The sequence below is a fragment of the Paracoccus haematequi genome (genome assembly GCF_900631945.1).
GTDB lineage: Bacteria > Pseudomonadota > Alphaproteobacteria > Rhodobacterales > Rhodobacteraceae > Paracoccus > Paracoccus haematequi_A.
The window spans coordinates 26,100-42,079 of the sequence record NZ_UZWE01000030.1; the positions used below are offsets into that span (position 1 = coordinate 26,100).

A 15,980-nucleotide genomic window follows, 5' to 3' on the forward strand; every position below is an offset into this window, starting at 1 on the left:
GTCACACCCCCAGTTCCCGATGCAGCAGGTCCATCCGGTTCGGAAGGTCCGATACCGGGAATTCGGCGGTCATGGTGCCATGGTCCATCAGATAGAAGCGGTCGGCGACCTTGGCGGCGAAGCGGAAGTTCTGTTCCACCAGCACCACGGTCATGCCGCGCTGTTTCAGTTTGCGAAGCACGTCGCCGATGGCGTTGATGATGACCGGGGCCAGGCCCTCGGTCGGTTCGTCCAGCAAAAGGCAGCGCGCCCCGGTGCGCAGGATGCGCGCCATGGCCAGCATCTGCTGTTCGCCCCCCGACAGCTTGGTGCCGGGGCTGCTGCGGCGTTCGCGAAGGTTCGGGAACAGGTCATAGATCTCGGCCACGGACATGCCGCCGTCGGCGACCTTGGGGGGCAACATCAGGTTTTCCTCGACCGAGAGGGTGGCGAAGATGCCGCGTTCCTCGGGGACGAAGCCCAGGCCCGCGCGGGCGGTCTTGTGCAGGGGCACGGACATCATGTCCTGGCCGGCGAAGGTGATCCGGCCGGTGCGCTTGCGCAGGATGCCCATGATCGTGCGCAGCGTGGTGGTCTTGCCCATGCCGTTGCGGCCCAGGATGCAGATCATTTCGCCTTCGTTGACGTGCAGGTCGACGCCGTGCAGCACATGGCTTTCGCCGTACCAGGCCTGAAGCCCGGCGGTTTCCAGAAGCGGCGCCGTCATTCCTCGGTTCCCATATAGGCGGTGCGCACACGCGGATCGGCGGACACGGTGGCATAGTCGCCGGTCGCGATGATCTCTCCGCGTTGCAGGACGGTGACGTGATGGCAGATGTCGGCGACCACGTTCAGGTTATGCTCGACCATCAGCACGGCGCGGGTCTGCGCCACGTCGCGGATGATGTCGGCCACCATCCGCACATCCTCCTGCCCCATCCCGGCCATCGGCTCGTCCAGAAGCAGCACCTGCGGGTCGAGCGCCAGCGTCGTCGCGATCTCCAGCACGCGCTTGCGGCCATAGGACAGATCGGCGGCGCGGTGGTCGCGATAGGGGGTCAGGCCCAGGTGATCGATCAACTCGTCCGCCCGTGCGTTCAGCCGGTCCAGCGCGGACAACGGCTTCCAGAACTGCACCGCCAGCCCCGCCGGGCGCTGCAACGCGACCTTGACGTTCTCGCGCACCGTCAGGTGCGGGAAGACGGCCGAGATCTGGAAGGACCGCACAAGCCCCATCCGCGCCACCTTGTCGGGCTTGGTCCGGGTGATGTCCTGGCCCAGCAGCGTGATCTTGCCGCGCGTCGGTTGCAGGAACTTGGTCAGCAGGTTGAAGACCGTGGTCTTGCCCGCCCCGTTCGGTCCGATCAGCGCATGAATGCGCGCGTGTTCGACATCCAGATCGACGTTGTTGACCGCCGTGAACCCGGCGAAATCCTTTCCCAGACCGCGGGCGGACAACACCGCCCGCGGCTCGGTTTGCGTCATGACAGGCGCAACGGTCATGGGCGCGCCTTACTGGGTGACCAGCGGGCACCCGCTTTTCGCGGGATCCAGATAGGCCTGATCGCCCGGAATGGTCGCCAGGACGTTGTAATAGTCCCAGTCCTCGGTGATGTCGGCGGGGGCCTTCACCTCCATCAGATAGACATCCTTGATCATGCGGCCGTTGGCGCCGACTTTGCCGTCCTGGGCGAAGACGTCGTTGACCGGCAGTTCGTGCAGCTTGGCGGCAACCGCCTCGGTCTCATCCGTGCCGGCGGCCTCGATGGCCTTCAGATAGGAGAGAACCGCCGAATAGGTGCCGGCATGGACCATGTTCGGCATGGATCCGGTGCGCTCCAGGAAGCGGCGGCCGAATTCCTCGGATTCGGCGTTGCGCTTCCAATAGAAGCTTTCGGTCAGGTTCAGGCCCTGCGCGGCCTCGGCCCCCAGGCCGTGAACGTCGGCCAGCGTGAACAGCAGCGCCGCCAGCTTCTGCCCGCCCTGGGTGATCCCGAATTCTGCGGCCTGCTTGATCGCATTCTGCGTGTCGGCCCCGGCATTGGCCAGCCCGATCACCTTGGCGCCCGAAGCCTGCGCTTGCAGCAGGAACGACGAAAAGTCGGTCGAGGCCAGCGGGTGACGCACCGATCCGACCACGCTGCCGCCCTTTTCGGTGACGAAGGCGGTGGTCTGCTCTTCCAGCGAATAGCCGAAGGCGTAATCGGCGGTCAGGAAGAACCAGCTGTCCCCGCCTTCCTGCACCAGGGCGCCGCCGGTCCCCACCGCCAGTGCGTGGGTGTCATAGGCCCAGTGAAAGCCATAGGGCGAACATTGCGCGCCGGTCAGTTCGGTCGTCGCCGCGCCGGTGTTGATGGTGATCTTCTGCTTCTCGCGGCTCAGCGCCTGAACCGCCAGTCCGACCGAGGACGAGGTCAGTTCCATGATGCTGTCCACCTGTTCGGTGTCGTACCATTGCCGCGCGATGTTCGAGGCGATGTCGGCCTTGTTCTGGTGGTCCGCCGTCACGACCTCGACCGGGGCGTCCAGAACCGTGCCGCCGAAATCCTCGACCGCCATCAGGGCCGCTTCATAAGAGTTCTTGCCGCCGAAATCGGAATAGACGCCGGACTGGTCGTTCAGGATGCCGATCTTGACCTTGCCGTCCGAGACCTCGGCCACGGCGGGGGCGGCGATCAGCCCGACGGATGCTGCCGACAACAAAAGTTTACGCATTCAACCTCCCTTAGGCATGATCCTGCGGCGCCGCGGTCGAAGCCGCTGGCCGGAATGATGCCCTGTTCCTGGTGACGACAGCCTCTCCTCCAGCCGTCGTTCGACGAAAGGATGACCCTAAAGTCACTTTGACACAAGCGTTCAATACGGTCTAATTTCGTTCAGGTTCTGTACAAATTTGAACAATGACGCTCAGTTGGGACGACCTTCAGTTTTTCCTTGCCGTCGCCCGCGAAGGGCAACTGTCGCGCGCGGCACGGATCCTGGGCACGTCGCATGTCACCGTCTCGCGCCGAATCGACCGGCTGGAACAGGCACTGAACGCGCGGCTGTTCGAACGCAATCCGCGCGGCTACGAACCCACCCCCGCCGGCCGCCGCCTGATCGAGACCGCCGAGCGGATGGAGGAGGCGGCCGACCAGATCCCGCTGGAACAGGGTGCGGCGTCGCGGCAGGCCGGGCCGCTGCGGCTGGCGGTGCCAGAGGGGTTTGCCAGCCTGTTTTCACAGCATCTTTGGCCCGAATTCATCGCGCAGTTTCCGCTGATCTCGCTGGAGCTGGTGACCATGCCGCAGGTGCTGTCCCTGTCCCGGCGAGAGGCGGACATGTCGGTGACGCTGGACCCGATCTCTGGCGGGCCATACCGATCCGAGCGGATGGCGAACTATACCCTGCACCTCTATGCGACCGACGCCTATCTGGCCGACAATCCGCCCATCGCCAGGCGCGACGACCTGCGTCCGCACCGCATCATCGGCTATATCGAGGAGATGATCTTCGCCCCCGGCCTGGACTATCTGAACGAAATCCTGCCGGGGATCCGCGCCTCGATCAAAAGCAGCAGCATCTTCAACCAGTTGGCTGCGGCGCGCAATCACCTGGGGATCGCGGTGCTGCCGCATTACATCGCGTCGAAATATCCCGAACTGCGGATCGTCCTGCCGGACGAGGTGACGCTGACCCGCAGCTATTGGCTGACCTGCCATCGCGACGTGCGCGCGATGCGCCGCGAACGGGCGGTCATCGCCTTTCTGACCGACAGCCTGCGGGCGCGCGGATCGGAACTGGTGCGCCCAGCGATTCCGCTTGCCGCGATGCAACCGGGGGCACAGACTTGACATTAATGTGATGTCAAGGAGGTGGGACATGCCAGACACTCACGTAGGGACCGCCGCGCCGGGCGCGCATCAGCCGGAACTGCATCGCGTCATGGGGCCGAAACTGCTGTTGCTGTTCATCGTCGGCGACATCCTGGGGACCGGGGTCTATGCCCTGACCGGCACCGTCGCGGCCGAGGTCGGCGGCGCGGCCTGGGCGCCCTTCCTGGTGGCCTTCCTGGTCGCCACCATCACCGCGATGTCCTATCTGGAACTGGTGACGCGCTATCCCCAGGCGGCGGGCGCCGCGCTGTATGCTCACCGGGCCTTCGGCGTCCATTTCCTGACCTTCCTGGTGGCCTTTACGGTGATGTGTTCGGGGATCACCTCGGCTTCGACCGCGTCGAACGCCTTCGCGGGGTTCCTGAATGACGGCTTCCGGCTGGGCTTCGCCAAGGGCAGCGCGGGGATCCTGCTGATCGCGCTTGGCTTCATGGCGCTTGTCGCGGCGATCAACCTGCGCGGCGTGGGCGAAAGCGTCAAGGCGAACGTCGTCCTGACCTGCGTGGAACTGACCGGGCTTCTGATGATCATCTTCGTGGGCTTCTATGCGATGGCCCAGGGCCGCGCCGACTTTTCCGAGGTGATGGTCTTTCATTCGTCCCAGGAAAAGGGCGCCTTCCTGTCGCTGACCGCCGCGACCGCGCTGGCCTTCTTTGCCATGGTCGGGTTCGAGGATTCCGTGAACATGGCCGAAGAGGTCAAGGATCCCGTCCGCATCTTCCCCCGCATCATGCTGACCGGCCTGGGCATCACCGGGGTGATCTATATCCTGGTGTCGATCTGCGCGGTGGCCCTTGTGCCGGTGGGCGACCTGTCGAACCCCGACCTTGGGTCGGCACTGACGCAGGTGGTTCGCGCGGGCGCGCCGAACCTGCCCTTCGACACGATCTTTCCCTTCATCGGCATGTTCGCGGTGGCGAATTCCGCGCTGATCAACATGCTGATGGCCAGCCGCCTGCTGTACGGCCTGGCCCGCCAAGGGGTGCTGCCACACGGGCTGGGCCTGGTCCATCACACGCGCCGCACGCCTTGGGTGGCGATCCTGTTCACCACGGCCCTGGCCTTCGGGCTGATCTATTTCGTCGTCACCCGGTCGAACCTTCCGGCGGTCAGCCTGCTGGGGGGAACGACCTCTCTGCTGCTGCTGTGCGTGTTCACCGTGGTCAACATCTCGCTGATCGTGCTGCGGCGCCAGCCTGCGGGGCACGACCATTTCAGGGCGCCGGCGATCACGCCCTGGATCGGCGCCGTGACCTGCGCCTTCCTGGCCGGGCCATGGGCGCGCAGCGCGGCGCAGATGGACCAGTACCGCATCGCAGGCTGGCTGCTGGGGCTGGGCGTGGTGCTGTGGGCCGCGACCTGGATCTGGAACCGGGCGCGCCACAAGCCCCATCCCGGCAGCCTGGGCGACATCGAATCGATGCGTGAACATCACGGGGATTCGCCGCGCAACTAGGGCGGAAAGACTGGCGATCCCGGAAGAAGCGCCTTTGTCGTTCAAGATCAGTCGGCTGCTCTAGAAACGGACCCTTTGTGCCCGCGCGAAGTTTCAATGGCTTACAGGCGGCTATGGAAACCGCTTATCAACCCATTTGCCGTAAACCGTTCGGATGATTACCGCCATCGCCTCTATCATCCTCTCCGTCGGCATCCACGTCCATGACGGCGATACCATCGGGCGCGGGCCTGACCGTGTGCGCATCTGGGGCATCGACGCGCCGGAGCTGCAAGAGCCGGGTGGGAAGGCCAGCCGGGATCATCTGCGCTCCCTGATCGTGGATCAGACCTTGGCCTGCACCATGATCGAGCGGGACCGCTACGGCCGCCGCGTCATGCGCTGCACTCTGCCGGGCGGCGTGGACCTGGCCTGCGCCATGGTCGCCGCCGGGCACGCGCAGGATTGGCCGAGGTATATCGGCGGGGCTTATTCGCGGTGCTGATTGCCGGTCGTGACGAGGTGCGCCCCGTGCACAAGAAAAAATAGCTATGGGGCATTTTTCCGCTTGCGTAGTCTGATGGAATTACCTAATATTAGGTCATAGGCAAGGGAATGGTCCCGGCCACGGAAGGTTAAGGAGAACCGCCATGCAATTCGAGAAAATCGCCAACCGCTGCTATCGCGCCACCTTTGTGACGGATCTGCTCGGCACCCAGAAACAGATCGACTGGGCCAGCGACATCCGCGCGACCAAAGTCCCCGCCATGATCGACGAGCTGGAACAGATGGCAATCCGTCGCGGCAAGACTCTCGATGATATGCTGGCTGTCGCGGATTTCGGCGTCACTGTCGGTCAAGCCCTGAATTTTGTGGCTGAAAAAGCCAGCGCGAAATTCTGGATCGACAATCGCGCCGCTGGGACCATCCAACTGCTGCGCAACGCCGTCTCCGAAATCAATGCCTGACCAGTCGCCGGCCGCAAGGTCGGCCCCTGCCCTTGGAGCACCAACCATGACCCCCACCGATCGTTTCCGCGCCTGTGGCGAGGCTCTCTTTGGCAGCACGTGGCAAACAGAGTTGGCGCGCGCCCTGGACCTCAGCGTAGAGGGCGGCATTGTGCGCAAGATGGCATCCGGCCGTGCCTCTATCGCCCCGCACACCTGGCGCAAGCTGGCGGCCCTGATGCGCCAGCGCGGCATGGCGTTGCAGACGATGGTGCCGATGGCCGACCCCCAGGACGAGGCCGCCGAGCAGATCCGGCACCTCCTGATGGATCCGCGCGCGGAGATTGTCGCCGCCTGCCTGACGGGCATGGGCCATACGCGGCTGGGGTTTGACCTGGCGCAGGCCGATTACGCCTTGGCAGTCGCCCGTAACCGGCTGGCAGAACTGGAAATGCGCCCCTTGACCGAGGATGAGGCAGCCGAAAACCCATTTATGGCGGCTCTGGGCCAGACCTATGTGGACAAGGACGCAGGCCATGCCGCCGAGCGAGAGCGCGCCGCGGCGCAGAGCCGCGTCAACGAGCTGCTACGCGAGGCCCGCGCCATAGCCGACAGCCTGGATCACGGCTATGACGGTGCGCCATGCTGATGCAGTCCAGTCCTGTCATGCAGGCCATGGCCCAGGCTGTCGTTGCGGCGGACGACCGCGCGATCAGCAGCGTGTCTCTCCTGGCGCCGCTGTCGCATGGCCCCGCGAGATTGCTGGTCACCTGGGCGGGCCTGGATTGCCCGACGCGCATCACCGGCATGATCGAGGGGGCCGACATCACAGTCATCGCCTGGTCCAAGCATCCCGATCACATCACGCAACTGCCGCCGCTGACCGCGCCCGAGACTGCGATCCTCGAGGCCGCATGGGCCTGGGGCGCCTGGGACATCGTGCGGACCTGCCATGGCCCCGGATACAACGGCGCGCTCCCTGAGGAGTGGGACGCTTTCGCGCCCGATCTGCGCGCCCAGGGCTGGGTCGTCTGGACGTTCCGCCCGATGATGGGCGGACCGGAGGTCAGGCTTGCCGCCCATCGGCGCGACAAGCGGACCGGCAAGGCGGACATCACCCTGCACCCTGTGTCGATGGGCCGCCATGAGGCCATGCCGGATGTGCGTCCCCCGCCGATCCGGCCCGGCACCCAGCACATCATCACGCTGGGGACCGAGGCCGCGCGCCGCGCCCGTGGCAGGGTGCCGCCTGCGACGGCCCGCCAAATCTCCCTGATCGGACACCTCCGCAAGGAGGCGGGCGACGACACCCAGGCCGACCCGCGCAGGATGACCATCCGCGAGGCAAGCGCCGAGATCGAGCGGCTGACCGGCAAGTCCGCGCCACGCAAGGCCCCGCAGATGACGGTAAGCCAGCACCGGACGATCATCCAGCTTATGCAAGCACGGCGCATCCGCCAGATCGATCACCGCGAGGCTCCCCAGGGCGACCCGTTTTTTTGGCGGATCAGCTATGCCGAGGCGCAGCGGTGGATCGCATATCTGCAAGGCAGGTAGACCGCCCTCCCCTCACACCTGATACACCGGCACGCCCCTCACGTCCCTATAACCGTCTTGGGCGGCCCTTGCCGGATCGGTGGTATGCACGATCATGGTCACGTGACTGGGCCGACCGCCGCAGACCGAGCAGCGGAAGCGGCGCAGCATCTCATCCCGGTGCAGCCACCGAGACGTGCCCACCATCCCGCTGTGGCCGCACCCGCAGTAGATATGAGAGAAAGTGGCTTGCTCCATCCCGACAATGGAACGGAAAGGGAACGATTCGGCAAGAGCCGACTCCTACCTCCTCCACCGGCACCACCGCCGCCGGTGATAACGCGGCCTCCGCCTCACCGGCTGATCACCTCGGCATCGATCAGGGGCAGCACCAGGCCGGACGCCCGCGTCCGCAGCGCCCCTTCCACGATCGTGGCCAGCCGGTCCTGGGTGATCTTGCTCTGCGCGACCGCGTCCGGACTGCCGCTCTGCACATGGGCGATGCCCTCGGCGATCAGATCGCCCAGGTCCGGGCTCTGCGACGCAAGATAGCGGGCCTGCAACAGATCGATGTTGGCGTTGGCGAAGTTGGTCACGGCGGTCAAGATGGCGTCGCGGTTGAAGTATTCGACAACCTTGATCCGCAGCGACTTGGCGATCCAGGCCAGGAAGGCGAAGAACGCCGCCACGATGATCTCGGTCAGATAGGCGACGACGAGGCCCTGGGTCTGGTCGATGATGCTGTTGGCCACCGGGGCGATGGACTGGGCTGCGGCTGGCAGGGCGGCCGTCAACAGCAGGATCAGGGACAGGACGGCGCTTGGCCGCCGCTGGAACAGAATCGTCGCCACCAGAGTGGCGGCGAACAGCAGAAATGTCAGCATGTCAGGATCTCCTAAGGATCAGCAGGATTGCCATTCGCCGGCGCGCAGCCAGCCGTGCCACCGGCAGGGCATGCCGGTGTTGAAGATGGACGGGGTCAGCGTCGGGGCGTCCCAGTTGCCGTCCCAGTCCCATTCGTGGGAGTGCCCTGTCCCCCGCAGCGGCAGATAGCTTTCATTGCCGCAGCCGCAGGGGCAGACGAAGTGCAGACCGCCAACGCTGCCGTCGGCCCGCTCGACAAACTGGATCGAGCCCGCGATCCGCAGTTCGCGGAGTTCGCTGATGTCGTCGATGATCTGGGCGCGCATCAGGCGTGGCCCGCCATCCATGCGGGAACGTTGAAACCGGGGCAGGCCTTGGCGGCGTATTCGTTATGGCCGCTGACCCGCTCGATCTGCGTGCGCGCGCTGATCGCGTCGATCATCTGGCCCAGGGTGATGTCCTGGGCGCGCGTGAAGTGATCGCTGAAGCTGTCGGTCTCAGCCGAGCCGTGGCCGCCGATCAGGCAGATACCGATCGAGCCAGCGTTCTTGCCGACGGTATGGGCGCCGATCACCGTCTCGGGCCGACCCGCCAGCACCTTGCCGTCGCGGTCGATGATCCAGTGATAGCCGATATCGGACCAGCCGTTGGCCAGGTGCCATCGCCGGATCTCGGCGACCTTGTCGGCGATCGGACGGCCGGCCATCCATTCCGGCCGCGTCGCACTGCAATGCACGATGATCTCGCGCACCGGGTGACGCGCCGCCCCCTGATAGATCATCGCCTTGGTCGAGGGCTTGATCACGCCGGCGGCGGGCTTGCCGGGGGCGCCCTGCCCGAACGCCAGGGCTGCCGAGCGCGTCTCCGGCCCGTCGATGCCATCGATAGGGCCGGGCCTGTAGCCAAGCGCGTGCAGTCCGGTCTGGATGGACCGGAAGGCTTCCTTCGTCATGTGGTTTCTCCATGAAAAAGCCGCCGCAGGTGGCGACCTGGGCGGATGGGAGGATCCCGGTTTTCGACCTACGCGTAGGTCATTCCGGCTTCGTCAGCCCCGAGCAGAACGGCCCGTAATACCGCTGGCGGCCGCTGTCGCTGGTGATCGAAAAGGTCGAGCAGGCCCGGAACATGTCAGGCGGGGCGGGACAGCGCGCGAACAGATCGAGCTGCCAGAATCGTTTCCGCTCGCCGACCCAGGTGTTGTGGTGCTCGGCCGAGCAGATGACGCGACCATCGGCGGTCTCTATGGTGTTGACCCGCAGGCCGTGCGCCGGGCCTTTGCTCCGGGTGATGTCCTCGACCACCACGGCGCCCGTGCTGTTCTGGACCACGGTCAGGCGGTCATCGATCCATGGCTCGCCCCGAATTGCGTCCCACAGGCCAGGGCCAAGGACGATCAGGGCCAGGAACAAGATGAGCAGAGATCCGGGCGTGGTATGCCGCCTGAACGTATCCGCGAGATGAGTACATCTAGCCATTCTTGCCTCCAAGGCGCTTGACAATGATGTCCTTCAGGATCTGCCGGTCCGCGATCAGCGACCGGACCACATCGAGGATCAGATAGCCGCAGGCAGCCAGCAGCGCGGCGGCGACCGGCAGCGGTACGCCGACACGCTCTGCCGCCCAGTCGGATGTCGCATAGGCGATCAAGCCGCTGATGATCGCCTCGAAGACCCGCATGGTCCAGGTGGGATGCGGAGACTTGACGTAGACGTAGATCATCCCCGCCATGATCCCGGCCCAAACCTCCGGCGCGCGGGCGCCGACAATCTCGCGCCAGAGGTTCGGATCGTCCTGCATAAATCTTTTCCTGCTATTTGCTTGATTGACCGGTCAAATCAGCCGGTGCGGGAACTGTCACACACAGTTTCACCGAGACGCCGCACCGCAGCATTGGTTAACGTCTCCATGTCGCGACGGGTGTTTGTTACCAGTGCCCCTACACACCTAGGCCTGTCGCGACACTTCCTGCCGACGATCACGCGACCTGGTGCAGCGTCCTGTTCCGGATCGGTTTTCACCCACACGTTGCAGCGGCACCCGCGCTTTCCCCGAGACTCAAGCGCGCTGCGATGATCCGATGGTCACGCGACGGTGATGATTCGCGCTTTTTGGAGGTTGCATTGGGTATCAGGGCATTGTGCGCGGCGGCTGCCGTGGTGGTCGGGGTGGGGTCGGCGGCAGAGGCGGCGACGAGCCGGTGCGCCTACTCGGACATGTATGACCTTAAGGGAGAAAGGATCGCTTATGATTTTGATCTCTATTTCAAAGAAGGTCAGGTAGGTGAGCCTGGTAATTACATCGAGGCCTTCGGCATTTACACGCGGGACGTCCCAATCCCTATGCGGATGAACGCAATTTTTCTTCCATCCGATTACTGCGCCGACATCACGCTTTCGTCGCAGGGCGAGGAGTGGAGTGTTGCATCCTCAGGATGGGTATCTGAATTCTTCGCGACAGGCATAAATCCTGACGGGGCCAAGTATTCCTTGGCTTTAGACCCTTGGTCGCCCTCCGAAAGTTTCGTGGACTTGGAATATTGGGATGGCATCCAAACGACTTGGGTCTTGCTATCGGTAGACAATATCCGTCCGGCACCCATTCCGCTGCCTTCCGCCGCAGTGCTGCTGCCCGTTGGGGTCGGCGCGCTCACAGTCCTGCGAAAGCGCCGACGTTCCGCTTAGGCGGGATGGGTATAGGTCAGCTTTCCGGCGGTTAGGCTGACACCCGTGGGCAGTGCGCCCGCCTGGTTTACATAGGTGATGCCCGATCCGGCGCCGCCGCCCAGATCATGCACCGACCCTGCCGCCAGGCCAGTGGTGTCGATCCGCAACCCGGTCAGGTTGACGGTCGCCGTGATGGTCGGCTCTGGATCATCCCCACGCCGCTTGAACCGCTGGATCTTGCCCAGCTTTCCGCCCTCGGCCACGAAGGCGACAGCGCCAGTCAGCGTGGCAGTCCCAGAACCATCCCATCCGACGAAATGATCGCCGCCAGTAATGACCAGTTCCTTCTCCGCCGGGATCGTCAGCTCAGGCCCGAGCAGACACTCGGTCCATTTTCCCGATACAGACACTGCGCCTTCCGTGGCGGCAGTCAGGACCAACCGCCCGCCCTTGACGGTGTAGTCGGTTCCCGACCCGCCCGGAGAATAGAACTGCCCCGACACACGCACCTCGACATGTTGGGTGTCCAGCGCGCCCGTCACCGTGAACTTGCCTGATGAAACGGTAAGCCGCGACCCGCCCGCCAGGATCGCCGCGAAGGTGCGCGTGTAGCGGCCCAGCAGCACATTGTTGCCATCGAGGTTCAGCGTGTCGCCGTTGATCGGGATTTGCCTGTCCGCCCAATTCAGGTAGTTGTCGAACCGGAAACCCTCGCCGCGATAATCAGGCATGAACAGCCGAGTGCCGGGGGTCGTGTGCGGCGGAACATGGATGCCCCACGTTTCCTGGAAAAACTGGCGGACCATCTCGAACTCGGCCACCCGCTCTGTGGGCGGCAGGCCGCGCACATAGGTCAGGTAGGCGTCGATGGTCGCTCCTGCAAAGCCCGTATGCGCCTCGGCGTATTTCTGAAGCGTGATCTCGTTCAGATTGGTCGGGTCAATGCCGTGAGCAGCGGCATTGCCAGCATGGCCCCCCCAGTTATGCACCCGCGTGTTATCGAAGAGAATGGCCGCGCCTTTTACCGCAGGCTGGCTCATGTTGGCGGATTTCGCCGTCACCTCTGCCGGATTGTTCGGGTCGGCTTTGTGCATGACGATATTGTCGATCAGGCTGACATCCGCGCTATGGCCGTGCAATCCGCCATCCACCTCGCCCGGCTGGACCGGGCCGATCCGCACCCCGGCAGAGACCGCGACGTTGGAATACAGGAAGCCGTATTGCAGCGGGAACCCAGCGCCGCCCCCGCGATCCGCCCCCGCAATGTTGTTGTCAGCAAGCAGCACCTTGGCTGTCATCCCGCTCGGACCATTGGACACGCCGAAAGCTGCCGCGCGAGAAGCAATCCCGCCATCGACGCAGGCGTCATGGCTGTTTTGCGCAATATAGTAGCAATGAGTATACATTGACTGGGGATGCGGCCCAGCAGATGCTGCGGCATCTGTGCTGCTGAAACCATCACGCCAGCCTGGCTTGTCCATAAACGAATTCCAGGACAGGAACGATTGCAGGTTTTCGACGTAGACGCCTTGGGTGTGGTTCTGCAACGGGATCCACGTCGTTGATCCTTGGGCCGGGTAATCATTCGAAGCGTTAAAGCCGACGCAGCGATAAAGCGTGTGATGCGGAAGTTTGGCCTCCCCTCCCGTGATGGATTGAAGATAAAACGACCCACGATGCAGGTTAATGTTATCTCCAAGGAAATTGGCGGAATATTGGATTTCCACTCCGCCGCCCGAGGTGCCAACCTTGTAGGTCTGGAGGTTCCGCGCGACAAGGAATGCCTTGGTGGCACTCGTAAGGATGCTTACCAGCCCATCGACAATAGGCAGCGGTTCATTTTCATCGCCATAGCAGTCCACCACAGTCGCGTGGAGGAAGCCCTCTCCGGAAGCCCCTCGCGAAAAGAAGCGTTCATTGCCTGCCCAAGGAGCACCTCGGTAATCGCCGCCCCGCTCCAACAGCACCCAGTGCGAGTAAGGTTCGCTGTTATGAGCGTATTGGATGTTTGTGATGTAGCCCCACAGAGCCACACCCAGCGGGACAGAGAGCGCCGTTTCTGGCGTCGATCCCCACTGCGGCCTTGTCCGCAGCCAATCTTTCGTCACAGTGGCCTCTGAAACCCCCGCCTGGTCGGCGATCATCGCAGCCGTCATTCCGTGCGCCTTGCTGGTGATGTAGAGCTTGCGATGGTTGCGCCCCGGCTCCACGATCAGATCCCCGGTATCTGGGTCCGTCTCCAGCATGTAATAGTCGCCCGACGCCCAGCCGCGCACCTGGCGCTGCGGCAAGACATGGACCGCACCTTGATAGCCGTCAATCGTGGCCGCTATCTCTGTCGGACCAGGGGTGCCGACTAGGTTAAGGGTCGTCTTGCCGTCCGCTCGGGGCAGAGCCAGATTGGAACCCGTGATCTCCTCGTCAAAGATATTGATCCGCCCGCCCAAGGCAGACAATTCTGCGGTCGGACTGGCCTCGCCATACGCCGGGATCGTCAGCAGCGGCCCCGGCACCCCGCCGATGATCAGTCGCGCGGAGAATTCCTCGCCCACCATAGACAGGGCTTTGATCTTGATGGTCATGCTATTTGCCTCACACGGGTGTTGGAAAGGATCTTGGCCGTGCCGCTGACGCCCATGGTGAAGATATAATACATCGCCACATGAGCCCCGGCGGGGGTGAAGGTGTCGGTGCGAGAAAGGGTCGTGGCACCCTCGGGCTTGGTCACGTCGAAAACACTGACGTGTATCGCGGTATTGTAGCTGGTCATGTCTGACAAGCGACCGATCACGCGGGTCGCATCGCCCCACTCGATGTGAGTTTCCAGCTCATAGGTGTCGCCCGGCACCACGTCGAAATAGACGCGTGGGTTGCCCTGTGTATTGCCGCCCGCGACGCCGTCCGATCCAATGGTCAGGTCGCCATTGGCATCCGGCCCGGTGATCGTGCCGCGCGATGCAGTCTCTCCATTGCGCTTCCAGGTCGGTGCATACCACCCGACCGCTGCCGGGATCACCGCCTGCGCTTCGGACAGCACCAGCCGGTCGCCATTGGCGTCCTCGGCTTGGCCACCGAAGCGGATCGTATAGCCCTGATCGCCGCTGCCGACGGTATAGGTAGTGCCGGTCGCCCCCGAGATGGGCACAAATTCATCGCCCGAATTGGCGGTCAGGCGGCGCACCCAGACCGGCTCCAGGCTCATGTCGTTAGCCAGCGTCAGCCACAGGCCCAGATCGCCGGTCAGGGCCTGGCCCACGTCTGCGGTGCCGGTGAAGGTGAGCGGAACATGGGCCACGGGTCCGTCCGAGAATTCGGACGGGGTGACGGTGCGCTCACCGGCGTATCGGGCGGGGGTGACGATTTCGAGGTCGAACGGGTCCGTGGTCGGGTTGACGTTCTCGATGCGCGCGGTGTTGTCGGACCGGGTGACCAAGGTGGGCAGCGCGGGCTGCACGTCGAACGTCCACGGACTGGACGCATATTCTGCTGCCGTCGCCGCGATGATCAGCGCGCCAGCTGCGACCGGCGTAAAGGTCCACTCGTTCGTGGTGCCGACGCGCGTGGCCGTGATCGCCGTCTGGCCCTGGGCGATGGTCGGAGGGCCGTCGATGGGGACGCTGAAGGTGACGCTGGCGGGCTGACCCGCCACCAGAGGGTCGGGGGCGATGGTGGCTTGTAGGATTGGTGCAGGCGCGCCAGTCTCGGCAGTTTTCGGATCGCTGGGCTCGCTTTCTCCGATGGCGTTCACCGCGACGATGACGACCGACACATCTTCGCCTGCTTCGCCGCCGTCGATAACGCGCTGCCCCGGCCCGGTCCCGCTCAAGGTCTGCCAGGTGCCGCTGCCAATCCTGTAGCGCAGGGCGTTGATCGGACTGCCCTTGTCGTCAGGCAGGGCAAGGATGGTGAGGACAAGCTCACCCGGCTTGGTGCCGGTTTGCAGCGTCCACTGGTCGTCCGCGAAGGCGTCGGGCGCAGCAGGCGCCGCACTGACCGTGGCATTGACAGACACGGCTGCCAGCGGCGCGGCCGTCACGGTCAGGGTCAGCGTGCCCGCTTGCGTGGTGACATAGACGCCATCCACGATCTGGTCCGTCACGTCGACGCCCTGCCCCGTGCTGCCCGCCGCCCGGAACCGCAGCACAGCGGTCGGGGTGACGCCGGTCCAGGTGCCGAAGAAGACCTCGACCCCATTTCCGGCCTGCACTGTCGTGGGCGTCAGGGACGGCGCATCGACCATGACGGGCGATCCTGCGGTGCCGGTCATGGCCGCGACCAAATCCCGAATGCCTTCGATTTCCCAAGGATCGCCGGGCCGCAATGCCTGCATTCCGGGCTGCTCGGCGGTCAGCATGACGCCATTGATCTGTGCGAAAATCATAGCGAGACCCCTTCCAGAACGGGCATGTCGATATTGGACAACTCGGGGATCAGCACCGTCTTGCCGCCGTAGATCAGCATGGCGTCCATCTCGCCCTTGCCGAGTTTCCAGGTGCCGGTTTCGGCGCGCATGACCAGGGCGCGCAGGGTGGGATTGATCGTCACCGTCAGCTGGTAACGCTCGCCCTCGACGCGGCAATATGCCTTGGCCTCGGTGATCGGCGCGATCAGCGCCCATTCCTCTTGGGTAAACTGGATCGCGAAAAGAAGCGTCGCGCCCCGCTTGATGCCGAATGCCATG

The 15,980-nt window shown here is 64.2% G+C and carries 18 protein-coding genes; 7 read left to right on the top strand and 11 right to left on the bottom strand.

Going from position 1 to position 15,980, the window contains the following annotated elements; translation table 11 throughout:
• Window position 1 precedes the first annotated feature (1 nt).
• The 3 genes from PARHAE_RS10115 to PARHAE_RS10125 are packed head-to-tail and all read right to left on the bottom strand — an operon-like array spanning window position 2 to window position 2,694.
• On the bottom strand, window positions 2-706 hold the full coding sequence (locus tag PARHAE_RS10115; RefSeq protein WP_126154495.1) for an ABC transporter ATP-binding protein: 705 nt from the start codon (window positions 704-706) through the stop codon (window positions 2-4).
• Window positions 703-1,482 (bottom strand): ABC transporter ATP-binding protein, encoded by a 780-nt coding sequence (locus PARHAE_RS10120; protein WP_126154496.1) that lies wholly within the window; start codon window positions 1,480-1,482, stop codon window positions 703-705. Before PARHAE_RS10120 ends, PARHAE_RS10115 begins: the two co-directional genes overlap by 4 nt.
• Before the next feature lie 9 nt (window positions 1,483-1,491).
• Window positions 1,492-2,694, bottom strand: a complete 1,203-nt coding sequence (locus tag PARHAE_RS10125) for an ABC transporter substrate-binding protein (protein WP_126154497.1) — start codon at window positions 2,692-2,694, stop codon at window positions 1,492-1,494.
• 185 nt (window positions 2,695-2,879) lie between these two features.
• On the opposite strand from PARHAE_RS10125, the gene PARHAE_RS10130 reads away from it, so the two are divergent.
• From PARHAE_RS10130 to PARHAE_RS10155, 6 genes are all read left to right on the top strand, one after another.
• Window positions 2,880-3,812, top strand: coding sequence for a LysR family transcriptional regulator (locus tag PARHAE_RS10130; RefSeq protein WP_126154498.1), 933 nt, complete (start codon window positions 2,880-2,882; stop codon window positions 3,810-3,812).
• Window positions 3,813-3,840: 28 nt separating this feature from the next.
• Window positions 3,841-5,310, top strand: coding sequence for an APC family permease (locus tag PARHAE_RS10135; RefSeq protein ID WP_241232763.1), 1,470 nt, complete (start codon window positions 3,841-3,843; stop codon window positions 5,308-5,310).
• 154 nt (window positions 5,311-5,464) lie between these two features.
• Window positions 5,465-5,794 carry a thermonuclease family protein gene (locus PARHAE_RS10140; RefSeq protein WP_126154499.1) on the top strand — a complete coding sequence of 110 codons (330 nt, stop codon included), beginning with the start codon at window positions 5,465-5,467 and terminating at the stop codon, window positions 5,792-5,794.
• A 145-nt stretch (window positions 5,795-5,939) separates the two neighbouring features.
• Window positions 5,940-6,257 carry a hypothetical protein gene (locus PARHAE_RS10145; protein ID WP_126154500.1) on the top strand — a complete coding sequence of 106 codons (318 nt, stop codon included), beginning with the start codon at window positions 5,940-5,942 and terminating at the stop codon, window positions 6,255-6,257.
• Between the two features lie 46 nt (window positions 6,258-6,303).
• Window positions 6,304-6,885, top strand: a complete 582-nt coding sequence (locus PARHAE_RS10150) for a hypothetical protein (protein ID WP_126154501.1) — start codon at window positions 6,304-6,306, stop codon at window positions 6,883-6,885.
• Complete coding sequence (locus tag PARHAE_RS10155) at window positions 6,879-7,793, top strand: hypothetical protein (RefSeq protein WP_126154502.1); 915 nt, start codon at window positions 6,879-6,881, stop codon at window positions 7,791-7,793. Before PARHAE_RS10150 ends, PARHAE_RS10155 begins: the two co-directional genes overlap by 7 nt.
• Window positions 7,794-8,125: 332 nt before the next feature.
• On the opposite strand, the gene PARHAE_RS10160 is transcribed toward PARHAE_RS10155, so the two are convergent.
• The 5 genes from PARHAE_RS10160 to PARHAE_RS10180 form a co-directional block, all read right to left on the bottom strand.
• The gene (locus tag PARHAE_RS10160) at window positions 8,126-8,656 is read right to left on the bottom strand and encodes a hypothetical protein (protein ID WP_126154503.1); all 531 of its coding nucleotides are present in this window, start codon (window positions 8,654-8,656) and stop codon (window positions 8,126-8,128) included.
• Window positions 8,657-8,674: 18 nt separating this feature from the next.
• Window positions 8,675-8,962: a ubiquitination-like system serine protease family protein gene (locus PARHAE_RS10165; RefSeq protein WP_126154504.1), complete on the bottom strand. Its 288-nt coding sequence runs from the start codon at window positions 8,960-8,962 to the stop codon at window positions 8,675-8,677.
• The gene (locus PARHAE_RS10170; RefSeq protein ID WP_126154505.1) at window positions 8,962-9,588 is read right to left on the bottom strand and encodes a peptidoglycan recognition protein family protein; all 627 of its coding nucleotides are present in this window, start codon (window positions 9,586-9,588) and stop codon (window positions 8,962-8,964) included. The genes PARHAE_RS10165 and PARHAE_RS10170 overlap by 1 nt, the downstream gene beginning before the upstream one ends.
• Before the next feature lie 79 nt (window positions 9,589-9,667).
• Window positions 9,668-10,045 carry a hypothetical protein gene (locus PARHAE_RS10175; protein ID WP_126154506.1) on the bottom strand — a complete coding sequence of 126 codons (378 nt, stop codon included), beginning with the start codon at window positions 10,043-10,045 and terminating at the stop codon, window positions 9,668-9,670.
• 58 nt (window positions 10,046-10,103) lie between these two features.
• A complete protein-coding gene (locus tag PARHAE_RS10180) occupies window positions 10,104-10,433 on the bottom strand; it encodes a phage holin family protein (protein WP_126154507.1) in 330 nt (109 codons plus the stop codon).
• 272 nt (window positions 10,434-10,705) lie between these two features.
• Between PARHAE_RS10180 and PARHAE_RS10185 the strand changes: the two genes are divergently transcribed.
• On the top strand, window positions 10,706-11,317 hold the full coding sequence (locus PARHAE_RS10185) for a VPLPA-CTERM sorting domain-containing protein (protein WP_126154508.1): 612 nt from the start codon (window positions 10,706-10,708) through the stop codon (window positions 11,315-11,317).
• On the opposite strand, the gene PARHAE_RS10190 is transcribed toward PARHAE_RS10185, so the two are convergent.
• The 3 genes from PARHAE_RS10190 to PARHAE_RS10200 are packed head-to-tail and all read right to left on the bottom strand — an operon-like array spanning window position 11,314 to window position 15,979.
• Window positions 11,314-13,881 carry a hypothetical protein gene (locus tag PARHAE_RS10190; RefSeq protein ID WP_126154509.1) on the bottom strand — a complete coding sequence of 856 codons (2,568 nt, stop codon included), beginning with the start codon at window positions 13,879-13,881 and terminating at the stop codon, window positions 11,314-11,316. The genes PARHAE_RS10185 and PARHAE_RS10190 overlap by 4 nt on opposite strands.
• Window positions 13,878-15,680, bottom strand: a complete 1,803-nt coding sequence (locus tag PARHAE_RS10195) for a phage tail protein (RefSeq protein ID WP_126154510.1) — start codon at window positions 15,678-15,680, stop codon at window positions 13,878-13,880. The genes PARHAE_RS10190 and PARHAE_RS10195 overlap by 4 nt, the downstream gene beginning before the upstream one ends.
• Window positions 15,677-15,979, bottom strand: coding sequence for a hypothetical protein (locus PARHAE_RS10200; RefSeq protein ID WP_126154511.1), 303 nt, complete (start codon window positions 15,977-15,979; stop codon window positions 15,677-15,679). The genes PARHAE_RS10195 and PARHAE_RS10200 overlap by 4 nt, the downstream gene beginning before the upstream one ends.
• Between the last annotated feature and the right edge of the window lies 1 nt (window position 15,980).

Excerpts from the sequence above, each read along its gene's own strand:
- PARHAE_RS10115 (WP_126154495.1), bottom strand. The coding sequence starts at position 706 with ATGACGGCGCCGCTTCTGGAAACCGCCGGGCTTCAGGCCTGGTACGGC.
- PARHAE_RS10120 (WP_126154496.1), bottom strand. The coding sequence starts at position 1,482 with ATGACCGTTGCGCCTGTCATGACGCAAACCGAGCCGCGGGCGGTGTTG.
- PARHAE_RS10125 (WP_126154497.1), bottom strand. The coding sequence starts at position 2,694 with ATGCGTAAACTTTTGTTGTCGGCAGCATCCGTCGGGCTGATCGCCGCC.
- PARHAE_RS10130 (WP_126154498.1), top strand. The coding sequence starts at position 2,880 with ATGACGCTCAGTTGGGACGACCTTCAGTTTTTCCTTGCCGTCGCCCGC.
- PARHAE_RS10135 (WP_241232763.1), top strand. The coding sequence starts at position 3,841 with ATGCCAGACACTCACGTAGGGACCGCCGCGCCGGGCGCGCATCAGCCG.
- PARHAE_RS10140 (WP_126154499.1), top strand. The coding sequence starts at position 5,465 with ATGATTACCGCCATCGCCTCTATCATCCTCTCCGTCGGCATCCACGTC.
- PARHAE_RS10145 (WP_126154500.1), top strand. The coding sequence starts at position 5,940 with ATGCAATTCGAGAAAATCGCCAACCGCTGCTATCGCGCCACCTTTGTG.
- PARHAE_RS10150 (WP_126154501.1), top strand. The coding sequence starts at position 6,304 with ATGACCCCCACCGATCGTTTCCGCGCCTGTGGCGAGGCTCTCTTTGGC.
- PARHAE_RS10155 (WP_126154502.1), top strand. The coding sequence starts at position 6,879 with ATGCTGATGCAGTCCAGTCCTGTCATGCAGGCCATGGCCCAGGCTGTC.
- PARHAE_RS10160 (WP_126154503.1), bottom strand. The coding sequence starts at position 8,656 with ATGCTGACATTTCTGCTGTTCGCCGCCACTCTGGTGGCGACGATTCTG.
- PARHAE_RS10165 (WP_126154504.1), bottom strand. The coding sequence starts at position 8,962 with ATGCGCGCCCAGATCATCGACGACATCAGCGAACTCCGCGAACTGCGG.
- PARHAE_RS10170 (WP_126154505.1), bottom strand. The coding sequence starts at position 9,588 with ATGACGAAGGAAGCCTTCCGGTCCATCCAGACCGGACTGCACGCGCTT.
- PARHAE_RS10180 (WP_126154507.1), bottom strand. The coding sequence starts at position 10,433 with ATGCAGGACGATCCGAACCTCTGGCGCGAGATTGTCGGCGCCCGCGCG.
- PARHAE_RS10185 (WP_126154508.1), top strand. The coding sequence starts at position 10,706 with ATGATCCGATGGTCACGCGACGGTGATGATTCGCGCTTTTTGGAGGTT.
- PARHAE_RS10190 (WP_126154509.1), bottom strand. The coding sequence starts at position 13,881 with ATGACCATCAAGATCAAAGCCCTGTCTATGGTGGGCGAGGAATTCTCC.
- PARHAE_RS10195 (WP_126154510.1), bottom strand. The coding sequence starts at position 15,680 with ATGATTTTCGCACAGATCAATGGCGTCATGCTGACCGCCGAGCAGCCC.
- PARHAE_RS10200 (WP_126154511.1), bottom strand. The coding sequence starts at position 15,979 with ATGGCATTCGGCATCAAGCGGGGCGCGACGCTTCTTTTCGCGATCCAG.